The 16315-nt window shown below is 73.1% G+C and carries 14 protein-coding genes; 7 read left to right on the top strand and 7 right to left on the bottom strand.

Annotated features, from left to right (window positions below; all coding sequences use genetic code 11):
- Nucleotide 1 precedes the first annotated feature (1 nt).
- Nucleotides 2-814: an alpha/beta fold hydrolase gene (locus DNK53_RS11915; protein WP_110182567.1), complete on the top strand. Its 813-nt coding sequence runs from the start codon at nt 2-4 to the stop codon at nt 812-814.
- A 68-nt stretch (nt 815-882) separates the two neighbouring features.
- On the opposite strand, the gene DNK53_RS11910 is transcribed toward DNK53_RS11915, so the two are convergent.
- The 3 genes from DNK53_RS11910 to mce form a co-directional block, all read right to left on the bottom strand.
- Nucleotides 883-2202: a coiled-coil domain-containing protein gene (locus DNK53_RS11910; protein ID WP_110182566.1), complete on the bottom strand. Its 1320-nt coding sequence runs from the start codon at nt 2200-2202 to the stop codon at nt 883-885.
- 162 nt (nt 2203-2364) lie between these two features.
- Complete coding sequence (ccrA, locus tag DNK53_RS11905; protein ID WP_110182565.1) at nt 2365-3705, bottom strand: crotonyl-CoA carboxylase/reductase; 1341 nt, start codon at nt 3703-3705, stop codon at nt 2365-2367.
- Between the two features lie 120 nt (nt 3706-3825).
- The gene (gene mce / locus DNK53_RS11900; RefSeq protein WP_110182564.1) at nt 3826-4275 is read right to left on the bottom strand and encodes a methylmalonyl-CoA epimerase; all 450 of its coding nucleotides are present in this window, start codon (nt 4273-4275) and stop codon (nt 3826-3828) included.
- Nucleotides 4276-4402: 127 nt separating this feature from the next.
- Here mce and DNK53_RS11895 point away from each other — a divergent pair, with 127 nt between their 5' ends.
- From DNK53_RS11895 to DNK53_RS11885, 4 genes are all read left to right on the top strand, one after another.
- A complete protein-coding gene (locus tag DNK53_RS11895; RefSeq protein WP_110182563.1) occupies nt 4403-5596 on the top strand; it encodes an acetyl-CoA C-acetyltransferase in 1194 nt (397 codons plus the stop codon).
- Nucleotides 5593-6573, top strand: a complete 981-nt coding sequence (gene meaB, locus DNK53_RS11890; protein ID WP_110182562.1) for a methylmalonyl Co-A mutase-associated GTPase MeaB — start codon at nt 5593-5595, stop codon at nt 6571-6573. Before DNK53_RS11895 ends, meaB begins: the two co-directional genes overlap by 4 nt.
- 151 nt (nt 6574-6724) lie before the next feature.
- Nucleotides 6725-6892: a hypothetical protein gene (locus tag DNK53_RS17555; protein ID WP_162599913.1), complete on the top strand. Its 168-nt coding sequence runs from the start codon at nt 6725-6727 to the stop codon at nt 6890-6892.
- 25 nt (nt 6893-6917) lie between these two features.
- Nucleotides 6918-7430 (top strand): PH domain-containing protein, encoded by a 513-nt coding sequence (locus DNK53_RS11885; protein WP_110182561.1) that lies wholly within the window; start codon nt 6918-6920, stop codon nt 7428-7430.
- Nucleotides 7431-7436: 6 nt separating this feature from the next.
- On the opposite strand, the gene DNK53_RS11880 is transcribed toward DNK53_RS11885, so the two are convergent.
- Nucleotides 7437-8177: an SDR family NAD(P)-dependent oxidoreductase gene (locus DNK53_RS11880; protein ID WP_162599912.1), complete on the bottom strand. Its 741-nt coding sequence runs from the start codon at nt 8175-8177 to the stop codon at nt 7437-7439.
- A gap of 154 nt (nt 8178-8331) precedes the next feature.
- Between DNK53_RS11880 and DNK53_RS11875 the strand changes: the two genes are divergently transcribed.
- A complete protein-coding gene (locus tag DNK53_RS11875; protein ID WP_110182559.1) occupies nt 8332-9540 on the top strand; it encodes an acetyl-CoA hydrolase/transferase family protein in 1209 nt (402 codons plus the stop codon).
- An 8-nt stretch (nt 9541-9548) separates the two neighbouring features.
- Here the strand turns inward: DNK53_RS11875 and DNK53_RS11870 are convergent, their stop codons facing one another.
- Entirely contained in the window at nt 9549-11633 is a 2085-nt protein-coding gene (locus DNK53_RS11870; protein ID WP_110182558.1) for an ATP-binding protein, read from the bottom strand.
- Between the two features lie 99 nt (nt 11634-11732).
- Here DNK53_RS11870 and DNK53_RS11865 point away from each other — a divergent pair, with 99 nt between their 5' ends.
- Entirely contained in the window at nt 11733-12692 is a 960-nt protein-coding gene (locus DNK53_RS11865; RefSeq protein WP_110182557.1) for a co-chaperone YbbN, read from the top strand.
- Between the two features lie 61 nt (nt 12693-12753).
- Here the strand turns inward: DNK53_RS11865 and ppdK are convergent, their stop codons facing one another.
- Both ppdK and DNK53_RS11855 read right to left on the bottom strand, forming a co-directional pair.
- Nucleotides 12754-15417: a pyruvate, phosphate dikinase gene (gene ppdK / locus DNK53_RS11860; protein WP_110182556.1), complete on the bottom strand. Its 2664-nt coding sequence runs from the start codon at nt 15415-15417 to the stop codon at nt 12754-12756.
- A gap of 59 nt (nt 15418-15476) precedes the next feature.
- Entirely contained in the window at nt 15477-16253 is a 777-nt protein-coding gene (locus tag DNK53_RS11855) for an NUDIX hydrolase (RefSeq protein ID WP_110182555.1), read from the bottom strand.
- Between the last annotated feature and the right edge of the window lie 62 nt (nt 16254-16315).

Here is a 16315-nt window from a genome sequence, read left to right as displayed (position 1 = left end):
CGTGACCCCCGACGCGCTGCGGGACGGCCCCGCCCTGCACACCACCGTCCTGGGCGACTCCGGCGCCCCCGTCTTCTTCTGCCACGGGCTCTTCGGCCAGGGGCGCAACTGGACCCAGGTGGGCAAGCGGCTCGCCGAGGCGGGGCGACGGGTGACCCTCGTCGACCTGCCGAACCACGGCAGGTCGGGGTGGACGGCCGAGATCGACCTGGTCGACGACGCCGACCGGGTGGCGGAGCTCCTGCGGGAGGGACCGCCGGCCGCTCTGGTCGGCCACTCGATGGGGGGCAAGGTCGCGATGCTCACCGCGCTGCGTCACCCCGAGCTGGTGGAGCGGCTCGTCGTGGTCGACATCGCGCCCGCGACCTACCGCAGGGTGGGGGAGTTCGCCGGCTTCATCTCCGCCATGCAGGCCCTCGACCTCGACGCCCTCACCCGCCGCGAGGAGGCCGACGAGCAGCTGGCGGCGGCCGTGCCCGACCCCGCGGTCCGGGGGTTCCTCCTGCAGAACCTGCGCCGGGAGGGGGACCGCTGGCGCTGGCAGGTCAACCTGGACCTGCTGGAGGAGGGGCTTGGCGTGATCGGCGGGTGGCCCGAGGAGGCGTCCGAGCTGCCGCCGTACGAGGGCCCCGTGCTGTGGATCGCGGGTGCCACGTCCCACTACGTGCGTGACGAGCAGGCCCCGCAGATGGAGCGGTACTTCCCGCGGGTGCGACGGGTGACCGTCAAGAACGCCGGACACTGGGTGCACTCCGAGCAGCCCGCGGTCTTCCTCGAGGTGCTCAGCCGGTTCCTCGAGGTCGACGCGGGCTGAAGGGGGCCCCGCCAGGAGGCTGCGCGCCCCGGGGACCAGGCGCGGTGGCCCCCCGGGGCGTCAGGGCGTCAGGCGTCGTCGGCTGCGAAGCCGGCGACCACGTCGCGGAGGGCGCCGAGCTGGGCGGTGATGGCGTCCCGCCGCTTCGACATCCGGTCGACCTCGGCCCGGATCGCGGCAAGCTCGCGCTCGGCCTCGGCGTGACCGCTGGCGGCGATGGACTCCGCTTGGGTCTTGGCCGAGGTGACGATCTGCTGCGCCTCGCGGCGGGCGCGGGCGAGCATGGCGTCGGCCTCGGTCTGGGCCTGCTGACGCTGGCTGGTGGCCTGGGTGATGGCCTCGCGGGCCCGCTTCTCCGCGGCGGTCGCGCGGTCCTCGGCCTCCTTCACGAGGCGGGAGGTCTCCGCCGTCGCGTTGGAGTGGTGCTCCGCCGCCTCGCGGGCCAGCCGCTCCTTCTCGACGGCCAGCGTCCGCCTGGCCTCCTGGACCTCGCGGTCCGCGGCGGCGCGGGCCTGCTCGGCCTCCCGCTTGGCCGTGGTGCGGAGGTCGTTGGTCTCCTGCTGGGCGGCGAGGCGCAGCTGCTCCGCCTCGCGCTGGGCCGCGGCGCGCAGGTCCTCGGCCTCGCTGCGGGCCAGGGACCGCTCCTGCTCGGCGTCGGCGAGGATCCGGCTCCGGCTCTCCTCGAGCTCCTTGAGCTGGACGATGCGCATGTCCTCGGCCTCCCGGGCCGCCTCGGCCTTGATCGCGCGCCCGTCCCGGTGGGCCTGCTCGCGGATCTCCTGGGCGTCCCGCTCGGCGGCGGCCCGCACGTCGGCGGCCTCGTCCTCGGCGAGCTTGAGCATGGAGGCGGCCCGGCCACCCAGCCCGGCGTACGTCGGGTTCTCCATCTCCGAGAGCGCCGTGCGGGTCTGCGCCAGCTCGGCCTCCAGCGCCTTCAGCCGCTGCTCGGCGGCGGCACGGGCCGCGGTCGCCTCCGTGCACTCGGCAGCCAGCGCCTGCAGGGCGCGGTCCACCGCCACCTTGTCGTAGCCGCCGCGCCGCACCTGCGGCAGCGTCGGGACGGAGCCGCCCGCTCCGGTGGGGGAGGTGGTGGGCGCGGCACCGGCGGCACCGGCGGCGCTGGGGGAGGTGGTGGGCGCGGCACTGGCGGCGCTGGAGGCACTGGCGGCACCGGCGCCGGGCGTCCGCGGGGCCGTCGTGGGGCGCGGCCCTCCGGCCGGGGCCTTCGCCGAGACGGGGGAGACGGCCGGCTGGACCTGCGTGCGCTCGGTCGCGGGGACCGGCTCGGGACTCTTGGCCACCGCCTCCATCTTCTGGGTGGGGGCGTTGTCGGCGACGTCGTCGGAGTCGTCCTGGTCGAAGATGGACAGGCCCTCGTCACGGCTCATGCAGGGCACCCTCTCTGGGTCTGGTGGGTGTGTGGTGCTGGGTTCCAGTGTGACCGATCCCGGCAACAGGACACACCCCGGCTCGCGGACTCCGGGTGGCGAAGTCGGGGCGGACCGGGGTGTGTCGGGGGTGCTGCTGGTGACGCGCTGGCTGGTGCGGGATCAGACGCCGCGGAAGCGGTTGATCTCGTTGATGTAGCGGGCTCGCGTCTCCTCGTCGCGAACGCCCATGCCCTCCTGCGGGGCGAGGCAGAGGACGCCGACCTTGCCCTGGTGGGCGTTGCGGTGGACGTCGAGCGCTGCCTGGCCGACCTCCTCGAGGCTGTACGTCTTCGAGAGGGTCGGGTGGATCTTGCCCTTGGCGATCAGGCGGTTGGCCTCCCACGACTCGCGGTAGTTGGCGAAGTGCGAGGAGATGATGCGCTTGAGGTTCATCCACAGGTACCGGTTGTCGTACTCGTGCATGTAGCCGGTGGTCGACGCGCAGGTGGTGATGGTGCCGCCCTTGCGGGTGACGAAGACGCTGGCCCCGAAGGTCTCCCGGCCGGGGTGCTCGAAGACGATGTCGATGTCCTCACCGCCGGTGAGCTCGCGGATCTTGGCGCCGAAGCGCTTCCACTCCCGCGGGTTCTGCTCGGTCCCCTCCTCGTTCCAGAACTTGTAGTCCTCCTCGGAGCGGTTGATGATCAGCTCGGCGCCCATGGAGCGCGCGATCTTGGCCTTCTCCTCGTTGGAGACCACGCAGATCGGGGTGGCACCGCCGTTGAGGGCGTACTGGGTCGCGTAGCCGCCGAGGCCGCCGGACGCACCCCAGATCAGGACGTTGTCGCCCTGCTTCATGGCCCCGCCGTTCTTGGAGACCAGCTGGCGGTAGGCGGTGGAGTTCACCAGGCCGGGGGACGCCGCCTCCTCCCAGGTCAGGTGGGCCGGCTTCGGCATGAGCTGGTTGGCCTTGACCAGGGCCACGTGCGCGAGCCCGCCGAAGTTGGTCTCGAAGCCCCAGATCCGCTGCTCGGGGTCCATCATCGTGTCGTCGTGGCCCTCGGGGCCCTCGAGCTCGACGGAGAGGCAGTGCGCCACGACCTCGGTGCCGGGCTTCCACTTGGTCACCCCGGGGCCGGTCTTGAGGACGACGCCGGCCAGGTCGGAGCCGACCACGTGGTAGGGGAGGTCGTGCCGCTTGGTCAGCTCCGAGACGCGCCCGTACCGCTCGAGGAAGCCGAAGGTGGAGACGGGCTCGAAGATCGAGGTCCACACCGTGTTGTAGTTGATGGCGCTCGCCATCACGGCGACCAGGGCCTCGCCCGGGCCGAGCTCGGGGAGGGCGACGTCCTCGACGTGCAGGGACTTGCGGGGGTCCTTGTCGCGGGTCGCGATGCCCTCGAACATGTCGACCTCGTCCTTGTGGACGGTCGCGGCCCGGTAGGACTCGGGCAGCTCGAGGTGGGCGAAGTCCTCCGTCGCCGTGTCACCGGCGAGGATGGCATCGAGGATGTTCTGCACTGTTCGTCTCCTAAGACCTGGGTGCTCGGGGGGATTGCGCGAAGATTACCCGCCGGTAACAGCGATGGCGCTCTTTGTGCGGCACGTCATAGCCGCGAGTCGGCGGGGCGGGGCGTCGGCTCAGTGTGCGTCGGTCGCGGGCTCGACGAGCTCGACGAGCACCCCGCCGGCGTCCTTGGGGTGCACGAAGTTGATCCGCGAGCCGGCCGTGCCGCGCTTGGGGGCGTCATACAGCAGGCGGACGCCGCGGCTGCGGAGGATCTCGCTCACGGCGTCGACGTCGACGACCCGGTAGGCGAGCTGCTGCAGGCCCGGGCCCGAGCGGGCGAGGAACTTCGCGATCGTGGAGCTGTCGTCCAGCGGGGCGAGCAGCTGGATCGCGGATCCCGAGTCGCCGACCGCGACCATCGCCTCGCGCACCCCCTGCTCCTCGTTCGTCTCCTCGTGGGCCACGTGCATGCCGAAGGTGTCGCGGTAGAACGCGACGGCCTCGTCGAGGTCGGGCACGGCGATGCCGACGTGGTCGATGGCGGTGAAGAGGTGGTCCGGGATCTCCAGGGGTGCGCTCATGGGCATATGTTCGCGCCTCGTCCCGAGGGACGGACGGGGGGTCCACATCAGGGACAGCCGGGAGGGGGTCCGGGCCTGGGGTTAGGCTCGGCGGGATCCCACACGCCAGCACAGGAGGCATCCCAGCATGTCGAGCAACACTTCCGTCATCGTCGCCGGGGCGCGCACCCCGATCGGCCGCCTCCTCGGTGGCCTGAAGGACCAGTCCGCGGCCGACCTGGGCGGCGTCGCGATCAAGGGCGCGCTGGACAAGGCCGGCGTCTCGGGCGAGCAGGTCGACTACGTGATCATGGGTCACGTGATCCAGGCCGGCACCGGCCAGATCAGCGCCCGCCAGGCCGCGGTCAAGGGCGGTGTGCCGATGGGCGTCCCCGCCCTCACCATCAACAAGGTCTGCCTCTCGGGCATCAACGCCATCGCGCTGGCCGACCAGCTGATCCGCGCCGGCGAGCACGAGATCGTCGTGGCCGGCGGCATGGAGTCGATGACCCAGGCCCCCCACCTCCTGCTGAAGTCGCGCGAGGGCTTCAAGTACGGCGACACCAACCTGGTCGACTCGATGGCGTACGACGCCCTCTTCGACCAGTTCACCAGCCAGGCGATGGGCCTGCTGACCGAGGAGTGCAACGCCGCGGCCGCCAACCTGACCCGCGAGGAGCAGGACACCTTCGCCGCACGCAGCCACCGACTGGCGGCCGAGGCGCAGAAGAACGGCGTCTTCGACGACGAGATCGTGCCCGTCACCATCAAGTCCCGTCGTGGCGAGACCGTCGTCGACACCGACGAGGGCGTCCGGGCCGAGACCACCGTGGAGTCCCTCGGGGCGCTGCGCCCGGCGTTCTCCAAGGAGGGCACCATCACCGCCGGCTCCGCCTCCCAGATCTCCGACGGCGCCTGCGCCGTCGTCGTGATGAGCAAGGCCAAGGCCGAGGAGCTGGGCCTCACCTGGCTCGCCGAGATCGGCGCCTCGGGCCAGGTCGCCGGTCCCGACTCCACCCTGCAGCTCCAGCCCGCCGCTGCCGTGGCGAAGGCGGCGGAGAAGGAGGGCATCTCCGTCCAGGACATCGACCTCTTCGAGCTCAACGAGGCGTTCGCCGCCGTCGGCATCTCGTCGGCCCGCGAGCTCGGCATCGACGAGGAGAAGGTCAACGTCAACGGCGGCGCCATCGCGCTCGGCCACCCGGTCGGCATGTCCGGCGCGCGGATCGTGCTGCACCTGGCGCTCGAGCTCCAGCGCCGGGGCGGCGGCACCGGCGCGGCCGCGCTCTGCGGCGGCGGCGGTCAGGGCGACGCGCTGATCATCCGGGTCCCGCAGGCGTGACCCCGACGACCGGGGACCGGCGCCGCACGACGTCGGTCCCCGATCTCGTCCGGGACGCCCGCGAGGGCCACCTCCGCTCCGTCGCGCGCCTGGTCTCCCTGGTCGAGGACGAGTCCCCGCTGCTGCGGGAGGCCATGGCGGCGCTGACGCCGTACGCCGGGCACGCCCACGTGGTGGGCATCACCGGCTCGCCCGGGGTCGGCAAGTCCACCTCCACCAACGCGCTGGTCGGCGAGCTGCGCCGGGCCGGTCGCACGGTCGCGGTGCTGGCGGTCGACCCGTCCTCGCCGTTCTCGGGCGGCGCCCTGCTCGGGGACCGCGTGCGGATGCAGGACCACGCCACCGACCCGGGCGTCTTCATCCGCTCCATGGCGTCCCGCGGCCACCTCGGCGGGCTGTCGTGGACGACGCCGCAGGCCGTCCGCGTGCTCGACGCGGCCGGTTTCGACGTCGTCCTCGTGGAGACCGTCGGCGTCGGCCAGAGCGAGGTCGAGGTGGCCGGCCTCGCCGACACCACCGTCGTGCTGCTGGCCCCCGGGATGGGGGACGGCATCCAGGCCGCCAAGGCGGGCATCCTGGAGATCGGCGACGTCTACGTGGTCAACAAGGCCGACCGGGACGGCGCCGACCAGGTCCGCCGTGACCTGCGAGGCATGCTGGCGATGGCCGACCGGCGCGAGGAGGACTGGCGGCCGCCGATCGTGCGCACCGTCGCCCGGGCGGGGGAGGGAGTCCCCGAGGTGGTCGCCCGGCTCGACGAGCACCACGCGTGGGCGCGTCGCACCGGTGTCCTCGACGCGCGGCGCCGGCGCCGGGCACGGCGCGAGGTCGAGTCGATCGCCGTGGCGGCCCTGCGCGGCCGCTGGGCCGGCCTGCACGGGCACGCCTCCCTGGACCGGCTGGCCGACGAGGTGGCGAGCCACCGCACCGACCCGTACGCCGCCGCCGACCGGTTGCTGGCCGGGCTCGACGAGTGACCCGGGACGCCGTGCTCTCGACATCGACCTCCAGGGGGAGTCCACGGCGCCGGACCCGGCCGGGCCGTCGGCCGCGCGCCTCCCCGCGCGAGGGCCCACCAACTGGTAGCAATGGGTCGTTCTGTGACCTGAACCGGACGGAGTCTCGGCAGTGAACCCCAAGAAGACGTTGCTCCTCCTGCTCGTGGTCTTCCTCGGGTTCTGGATGTTCACCGACCCCGCGGGCCTCGCGGATGCGGCGGAGGCGACCGCCACCACCGCGTGGGACCTGCTGGTCTCGCTGTTCGAGGCGATCATCGACTTCTTCAAGGCCCTGTGATGGGTCGTCGACCCACGGCTCCCTGATGGGGTTCCTCACCGACCCCGACATCGGCCAGTACCTGCTGCGGGACGAGGGGGAGGTGGTGGTCGACGAGGTGCGCCACCACTGGACCGCCTACGTCCGCGCCGGCCTCGAGATCCTCGTGGCCGCCGGTCTGCTGGCCCTCAGCCCCTTCGTCCCGATCGACCTGGCCTGGCTGCCGATGGTGGTGGGCGGGGCCGTGGCGCTGCACGGGGTGTGGCTCGGGCTGGGGGAGCACATGGACCGCTTCGTGATCACGAACATGCGGGTCTTCCGGGTGCACGGCGTCCTGTCCCGGCAGCACGCGACGATGCCGCTCTCGCGGATCCTCGACATCACCGTGAGCAAGCCCTTCGTCGGGCGGGTCCTCGGCTACGGGCACTTCTGCTTCGAGTCCGCGGCGCAGGAGCAGGGCCTGCGGGACATCCGGTTCGTGGGTCGGCCCAACGAGCGCGACCAGGCGATCCAGCGGGTGGTCCAGCGCTCGGGCCTGCGCGGGCCCCGGGTCAACTGAACCGGATCAGTAGCGGGGCTCGACCTCGAGCGTCTGCCCGCTGATCGACTGGCCGCCGCTGCTGGCCAGGAAGAGGGCCACGGTCGCGACCTGCTCGGCGGCGGCCGTGGAGGTCGTCCGGCGACGGGTGAGCACCGACCCCTCGTCGGGGCGCACCACCTGGAGGGACTGCCTCGGCTGGACGGGCACGCTCGGGCGGGTGCCGCAGAGGACCGTGTTGACCCGAGCGCCCAGGCGCGACCAGGCCCGGCCCGTGCGGGCGGTGTGACCCTCCAGCTCCGCCCGGGCGTCGGCGGGCGTCTGGGTGAGCTCGAGCCAGCGCTGGGAGGCGCTCGTGTGGATCACGGCCCCGCCTCCGGGGGCGGAGGAGGAGTACAGCCGCTGCCGGAGCTGGTGGGTCAGCCGGAGGGGGCCGACGAAGCCCAGCCGCGCGGAGTGCGCCATGAACTCCCGCTCGTGCTCCTCGAGAGTGTTGTCGAGGCGGGCCCCGGCGGCGTTGACGAGGACGTCGACGGCGCCGACGCGGTCGACGAAGGAGTCGATCGCGTCGCTGCTGGTCAGCCGGAGCTGGTGGTACTCGAAGCGGCTGAGGTCGGCGTCGTAGAGGGAGGGCAGGATCTTGCAGCCGGTCACGGAGACGCGCGCGCCGGCGTCGAGGAAGGCCTGCGCCACGGTGAGCCCGACGCCCCTGGTGCCGCCTGTCACCAGGACGTGTCGAGAGGTGAAGTCAAAGCCGATGTCGATCACGACATCCCCTCCAGGAAGTCCAGGACGCACGGCTGTCGAGCAGGGCCGTGCGGGTGCGGCAGGACCCGTCCTGCGGCAGTGGACGGGCTGCCTGTTTCTACCATTCGGCGCGGGTTGCTGGGAAGGGCAGGTCCAGACCTGATGGAATGCCGGGGTGACCCTCTCCGAGCTCCTCGCCACCCTGCCCGACAACCCCCGCGTCGTGGTGACCGGCAACCACGCGACGCCCTGGCACGTGCTGGGCCTCGTGGACGCCGCCCTGGACCGCTACCGCCTGTGGGCGCTCAACGGCCAGCCGGGGCTGCCCGACCGCGAGGGGGTCGAGCTGGAGACCTCGTTCGTGGGCCCCGGGCAGCGTCGGAGCCCTCGCCTTCGCTACGTGCCGTCCCGGCTCTCGCTCGTCCCGACCCTGTTCCACCGGCTCCAGGTCCCGGACCTCGTCGTGGTGCACACCACCCCGCCCCGGGACGGCTTCGTCTCGCTCGGCGTCGAGGTCAACGTGCTCCCGGCGGCGATCGAGGCCGCCCGGGCGCACGGCGGCAAGGTCGTGGCGCAGGTCAACGCGGAGATGCCATGGACCCACGGTGACGCGCTCGTCCCGGTGGACCACGTCGACCTCGTGGTGCCGGCGGACGGGGCGCTCCCCACCGCTCCCAGCCACCCGATCGACGACGACTCCGCGCACATCGGCTCGCTGGTCGCCGAGCGGGTGGGCGACGGCTCGACCCTGCAGGCCGGGATCGGCGCCGTCCCCGACGCCACGCTGCGCGGACTCACCGGTCGCACGGGACTGCGGATCTGGACGGAGATGTTCTCCGACAGCGTGCTGGCCCTGGAGCAGGCGGGAGCCCTCGACCCGTCGGTCCCGATCCGCTCGTCCTTCCTCTTCGGCTCGGCCGAGCTGCTCGCCTGGGTCCACGACAACCCCCGGGTCGAGATGCTGCGCACCGAGACCACCAACGACCCCGCCCGGATCGCGCGCAACCACGGGATGACGAGCGTCAACACCGCCCTCCAGGTCGACCTCTTCGGACAGGCGAACGCGTCGCGGATCAACGCCCGGATCCACTCGGGGTTCGGGGGCCAGACCGACTTCATCGTGGGGGCCCTGCACAGCCCCGGCGGCCAGGCCCTCATCGCGCTGCGCTCCTGGCACCCGAAGGCCGACCTGTCCACCATCGTGCCGATGGTGGAGGAGCCGCTGACCTCGTTCCAGATGAGCGCGGTGGTCACGGAGCAGGGAGTCGCCGACGTGTTCGGGCACGACCAGCGGGAGCAGGCCGCCAACCTGATCACCCGCGCGGCGCACCCCTCGGTCCGCGACGAGCTCTGGGAGGAGGCCGCGGAGCTGGGACTGGCCTGAGAAGCGGCTCAGTCGCGCGGGGCGGGCAGCCTGAGCACGAACGTGCTGCCCGCCCCGTCGGGCCCGTCCCTGACGTCGATCGTCCCGCCGTGCCGCTCGACCACCCGCTGGCAGATCGACAGGCCCAACCCCGTGCCGGCGTAGCCGTTCCCGGCGACCCGGAAGAAGCTGTCGAAGACCCGGGCGCGGTCGGCGGGGGCGATGCCGATGCCGTTGTCCTCCACCCGCACCTCGACCACGTCCTCGCCCTCGGGGCGCCGGGAGACGACCCGGACCCGGGGCTGCACGTCGGGCGCGACGTACTTGACCGCGTTGCCGACGAGGTTGTCCAGGACCTGGCGCAGCAGCACCGGGTCGGCCCACACGACGTCGTCGCAGTCGAGCTCGATCGTCGGCGCCGGTCGATCGTCCTCGGAGGGCTTCTCGTGGAGTGCCACGACCTCGCACGCCAGGTCGCAGAGGCGCACCCGCTCGGGGCGCAGGGCCCGGTCGCGGGCCAGCGTGTAGCTGAGCAGCTCGCCGATCAACGTCCGCATGTGGGTCGCCGCCCCCTGGACCCGGGCGAGCAGCCGGAGCCCCTCCTCGGAGTCCAGGGTCGTGCCGGCCGCGAACCTCGACTCGAGCACCTCGCTCCACCCCTCGATCACCGTCAGCGGGTTCTTGAGGTCGTGGGCGACCTCGCCGGCGAACGCCGCCAGCGCCGTGCTGTGCGCCCGCTCGTCGGTGACGTCGTGCGCGGTGACCAGGACCTGGCGCGGGGTCCCGGGCGGGACGGGCATCAGCTGCGCGGTCACCCGGATCACCCGGTCGGGGGCGTTCTCGGCCGGGCGGACCACCATGTCCTCGTCGCGCACGCTCTCCCCGGCCAGCGCCCGGACGTGGTGCAGCCGGTCCGGGGTGAGCCGCGCGCCGTCCATGTCGTAGAAGCCGCCGAGCGGGACCTGCCCGGCGTCGGCGAGGTCGGGGACGGCGGTCAGGCCGAGCATCCGGGTGGCGGCGCGGTTCATCATGACGACCCGTCCGGTCTCGTCGACCAGGGCGATCCCGTCCCCGACGGTGGTGAGCACGCGGTCGAGGAGCCGCGCCCGCTCGGCCGCGCGGTGCTCGGCCGTCGCGAGCTCGGTCCGGGTCAGCGAGAGCAGCAGCGTGGTGGCGAAGACGATGGCGAGGAAGGTCTGGGTGACGAACGCGGCGAGGACGGGGTCCTCGATCGCCGCGTAGCTGCCGATCCCGGCCAGCGTCAGCCCGATGCTGGTCACCCCGAGCCCGAGGGCGAAGAGGGCGGCGAACGCCGGCCCGAACCGGGTGGCCGCCCAGACGGCCGGCAGGAACAGGGTGAAGGACAGGGGGAGCTCGGGGAGCAGCCCGAAGGAGAAGACGTAGATCGCGACGGTCGTGGCGCCGAGCGCCACGAGCTCGGCGGGCCGCCGGGCGTGCTCGAGGGCGCCGTAGAAGGGCTTCTCCTCCGGGGGGTCGCCGGCCGGACGCAGCGCGTCGAGGTGGCGCGCGAGCACGAGCAGCAGGGTGACGACGATCGTGCAGATCGAGACGGTGTTGCGCATCCAGCGGTGGAGGTAGACGAACCAGCTCCCCTCGGTCACCAGGGCGGAGCCGAGCTCCTGCACGGAGGCCTGCAGCAGGCCGGCCACCGTGGCGGCGCCGACGAGCGCGACGACCGTCGACGTCTGGGAGAGGGGACGCAGCGACCCGTCCTTGCGGCGCAGCGACGTCCAGCCGTCGACGAGGACGCGGAAGAGGACCGCCATGCCGAGGGTGGAGAGCACCCGGAACGGGACCAGCTCCCACGGTGGCCCGGAGACCAGCGCCGAGACCAGCGCCGCGACGACGAGCGCCGCGACGTCGGCCACCCGGGTGCGGGCGGTCGACGTGAGCAGCCAGAACGCCGCGATCCCCGAGGGGGGCCACACGAGCGCGAGCTGCGTGCCCGACACGTTGGTCCGCAGCGCGAGCTGACCGGCCAGGACGAACGCGACACCCAGCAGCAGGCACCGCAGGACCACCTCGACCGCCGTGAGGGGGCCGATGAGCACGGCGCGTCGCGGACGCACGGGCGTGTCGGCGACGGCGGGCATGTCCCGAGTATCGACCAGGTCGCTGTCCCCGCGCTCGTACGCGCCCGAAAACGTCGACCGGGGTCCCGCGGGCGTGGGAGCGTCCGCGATGATGAAGCCATGACGCAGCAGCCGTTCTCCCGTCCCGGTGCCATCGACCTGTCGGCGCTCAGGCGCCCGGCCCCGCCCACCCGCCCGGCCGCCCCGGCCGGCGCGGCCGGCGCGCAGGGAGGTGTCGGTCCCGGCGCTCCGCAGGCCGGCGGGTCGGCCTACGCCGTCGACGTCGACCAGGCGAACTTCCAGGGCGTCCTCGAGGCCTCGATGACCGCGCCGGTGCTGCTGGTCTTCTTCTCGCGCACGCGGATGCCCGAGAGCGGCCAGCTCGCCGACGACCTGCGCACCCTCTCCGACGAGCTCGACGGACGGTTCCTCGTCGGGCTCGTCGACGTCGACGCGGTGCCCGAGATCGCGCAGGCCATGCAGATCCCGTCGATCCCGCTGGTCGTCGCCGTCGTCGACGGGCGTCCGATGCCGCTCTTCCAGGACGTCGTCCCGCTCGCGGAGTTGCGCGCGGCCCTGGACCAGGTCGCCCAGCAGCTGGTCGCCCAGGGCATCACCGACCGGCACCAGCCCCGGAGCGCGGCCGGCCCCGACGACGAGCCGCAGGACGACCCGCGCTACGCCGCGGCCCAGGACGCGCTGGGGGAGGGCGACATCGAGCGCGCGGTCGCGGAGTACCAGAAGCTCGTCGACGCCAACCCGGCCGACGTCGAGGCGGCCGCCGGACTCGCCATGGCGAAGGTCCTGCACCGCACGCAGGGCGTGGACCTGAACGCCGCTCGCGCGGCCGCCGCCCAGGCTCCCGACGACGTCGACGCCCAGACGATGGTGGCCGACCTCGACATGCTCGGCGGCCACGTGGAGGACGCGTTCGGGCGGCTCGTCGAGCTCGTCCGGCGCACGGCGGGCGCCGACCGGGACCGGGCGCGCGACCACCTGCTCGGCCTCTTCGCGGCGGTCGGCAACGACGACCCGCGGGTGCTGCGCGGCCGGCAGAACCTGGCCTCCGCGCTCTTCTGAGTCCAGCGGGGCCCGGCGGGACCGTCCTGTCCCGCCGGGCCCACCGGACGCGGGGGCCCCGTCAGTCCCGGTCGAGCGCGGCGCGGCCGGCCTCGAGCCGGGCGACCGGGACCCGGAACGGCGAGCAGGAGACGTAGTCGAGGCCGGCGGAGTCGAAGAAGTGGATCGAGGCGGGGTCGCCGCCGTGCTCCCCGCACACCCCGACCTTGAGGTCGGGCTTGGTGGCGCGGCCCTTCTCGGTGCCCATCCGAACCATCCCGCCGACGCCGAGCGTGTCGAGGGACTCGAAGGGCGAGACGTCGAAGATCCCGTGCTCGAAGTACTGGGAGAAGAACTTCGCCTCGACGTCGTCGCGGGAGAAGCCCCAGGCCATCTGGGTGAGGTCGTTGGTGCCGAAGGAGAAGAACTCCGCGGAGCGGGCGATCCGGTCGGCCAGGAAGGCGGCGCGGGGCAGCTCGATCATGGTGCCCACCTTGAAGTCGACCTCCACGCCGCGGGCCTGCTGCACCTCGTCGGCCACCTTGAGGATCTCCCGCTTGACGACGTCGAGCTCGCGGACGCTCGCGACCAGAGGCACCATGATCTCGGGCAGGGGGTGCCCGCCGGCGTCGATCCGGTCCGCGGCCGCCTCGAGGATCGCCCGGGCCTGCATGACGAAGAGCCCGGGCACCTGGATGCCGAGCCGCACCCCGCGCAGCCCGAGCATCGGGTTCTGCTCGTGCAGGCGCCGGACGTGCGCCAGCAGCCGCTCGTCGCGCTCGGAGGCCTCGCCCCGCGCCTCGGCGAGCGCGACCTTGACGGACAGGTCGGTGTAGTCCGGGAGGAACTCGTGGAGCGGGGGGTCGATCAGGCGGATGGTGACGGGCAGCCCGTCCATCGCCTCCAGGATCCCGACGAAGTCCTCCCGCTGGTGGGGGAGCAGGGCGTCGAGGGCGGCCTGCCGCGACTCGTCGTCCTCGGCCACGATCAGGTCCTCGACGAGGCTGCGCCGGTCCCCGAGGAACATGTGCTCGGTCCGGCAGAGCCCGATGCCCTCGGCGCCGAAGCGTCGGGCGCGGGCGGCGTCCTCGGCCGTGTCGGCGTTCGCCCTGACCCCCAGACGGCGCCGGGAGTCGGCGTGGGCCATGACCTCCGAGACCGCGGCCACGACGTCCTCGTCGACCTCCTCGCCCTCGAAGTGGCGCACCACGTGGGACGGGGTCACCGCCACCTCGCCGAGGAAGACCTCGCCGGTGGCGCCGTCGATGGAGAGCGTGTCGCCCTCGCGGATCACGCCCCCGTCGCGGACGCGCGCCTCGCGCGCCTCGGCGTCGACGTCGAGGCTCTCGGCGCCGCAGACGCAGGTGCGACCCATCCCGCGGGCCACGACCGCGGCGTGGCTGGTCTTGCCGCCCCGACTCGTGAGGATGCCCTGGGCGACCACCATGCCCGAGAGGTCGTCGGGATTGGTCTCCTTGCGCAGCAGGATGACCGGCTCGCCGCGCCCGGCCCACTCCACGGCCGTGGCGGAGTCGAAGACCACCCGACCGACGGCGGCGCCGGGGGAGGCGTTCATCCCCACGGCCACGAGCGTGCGCTCCCCGGAGTCGTCGAACCGTGGGAACATGAGGCTGGCCAGCTGGTCGCCGGTGACCCGGTGCAGCTGCTCGTCGGCGTCGATCATCCCCTCGTCGCGCATGTGGCGGGCGATCCGGAAGGCGGCCTCCGGGGTCCGCTTCCCGACGCGGGTCTGGAGCATCCAGAGCTTGCCGTCCTCGACGGTGAACTCGATGTCGCACATGTCGCGGTAGTGGCGCTCGAGCGTGGCCATGATCTCGAGGAGCTCGTCGTGCGAGCGCCGGTCGAGCTCGGCGAAGTCGGCCAGCGACACGGTGTTGCGGATGCCGGCGACCACGTCCTCGCCCTGCGCGTTCTGCAGGTAGTCGCCGTAGACCCCCTGGTTGCCCGAGGCGGGGTCGCGCGTGAAGGCCACCCCGGATCCCGAGTGCATGCCGAAGTTGCCGAAGACCATCGCCTGCACGTTGACCGCCGTGCCGAGGTCCTCGGGGATCCGCTCCTGGCGTCGGTAGAGCCGCGCCCGGTCGGTGTTCCAGGAGTCGAAGACGGCCCGGATCGCCAGCTCCAGCTGCTCGCGCGGGTCCTGCGGGAAGTCGGCGCCGGTGTGCTCCCGGACGATCTCCTTGAACCTGGTCGCCAGGGCGGCGAGGTCGTCGGCGTCCAGGTCGAGGTCGGACTCCGTCCCCCGGGCCGTCTTGGCCTCGTCCAGGGCTCGGGAGAAGTGCTGCGCGTCGACGTGCAGCACCGTCGCGCCGAACATCTGCACGAGGCGCCGGTAGGAGTCCTGGGCGAACCGCGGGTTGCCGCTGCGCGCCGCCAGGCCGTGCACCGACTCGTCGTTCAGCCCGATGTTGAGGACCGTCTCCATCATCCCGGGCATGGAGAACTTCGCCCCCGACCGCACGCTGACCAGCAGCGGGTCGTCGGCGTCGCCGAGGCGCCGTCCCATGGTCCGCTCGAGGACCTCGAGGTGCTCGGAGACCTCCTCGCGCAGCCCGTCGGGGGTGCCGCCGGCACCGAGGTAGGCGCGGCAGGCCTCGGTGGAGATCGTGAACCCGGGCGGCACCGGCAGCCCCAGGTTGGTCATCTCCGCGAGGTTGGCACCCTTGCCGCCCAGCAGGTCCTTCTGGTCCTTGTTGCCCTGGCCGAAGTTCGTCACCCATCCCATGGGTCCATGTAACACCCCCCGGGCGGGCCGTGGGGCCCCGGGTGAGCGTGCGGGTCGACTCAGCGACCGGACTCGGTGTAGCCCGGGCCGTCCGCGAGCGCCGCGAGGGCGGCCTCCACCCGGCGGGCGGTGAAGTCGGCCGCGTGCCGGCGGACCTCGTCGGGCGCGCAGAACTGCACGCCGGCGATCTCGCGCTCCTCGCGGACCACCGTCTCCAGGACCGACTCCTCGACGACACCGCCGTCGAAGACCAGGCAGAGGGCGTCGTCCCAGCCGCCCCAGGACGGCAGCCAGTCCGTCAGCAGCAACCGGCCGGGGGCGACGACGAGGCCCAGCTCCTCCTCGACCTCGCGACCCACCGCCAGCTGGGGCGACTCGCCGACCTCCACGACCCCGCCCGGCAGGTCCCAGTCCCGCTTGTAGGTGAGCCGGCACATCAGCACCCGGCCGGACGGGTCCCTCAGGAGCAGCTGGCTGATCGCGCGCTTGCGCGGCAGGAACGAGTTGAGCAGGGCGCGGAAGCCGGCGGGCTCGCCGACCGGTGCGTCGGCGACCACCCGGGCGTAGACGACCAGGTCGCGGGCGGCGCCCCCCGGGTCGGGGACCCCGCGCATCACGCCCTCGCGGTGCATCCCGGCCCACGTGGCGAGGCGCTGGCCGACGGCGTCGTCGGGGGAGACCCAGGCCTCCACGCGGGCGTGCACGCGCAACGCCTCCTCGACCACGGCGCTGACCCGTCCGACGGCGACGCGGAACTCCTCGGTCGCCAGCTCGACCGACCAGGTGACGCGGGCGACGCCCTCGCCGACGGTGCGCACGACTGGTTCGGGGGTCACGGCGCTCACCCTAGCCGCGACCCCCTGACCGTCCGGTTCAGCGCGGGGCCTGCCCGCCGGTC

The organism is Nocardioides solisilvae (assembly GCF_003194625.1).
Taxonomy (GTDB): Bacteria; Actinomycetota; Actinomycetes; order Propionibacteriales; family Nocardioidaceae; genus Nocardioides; species Nocardioides solisilvae.
Note: the sequence above shows the minus strand (reverse complement) of the source record. Positions and strands in the feature narration are given on the sequence as shown.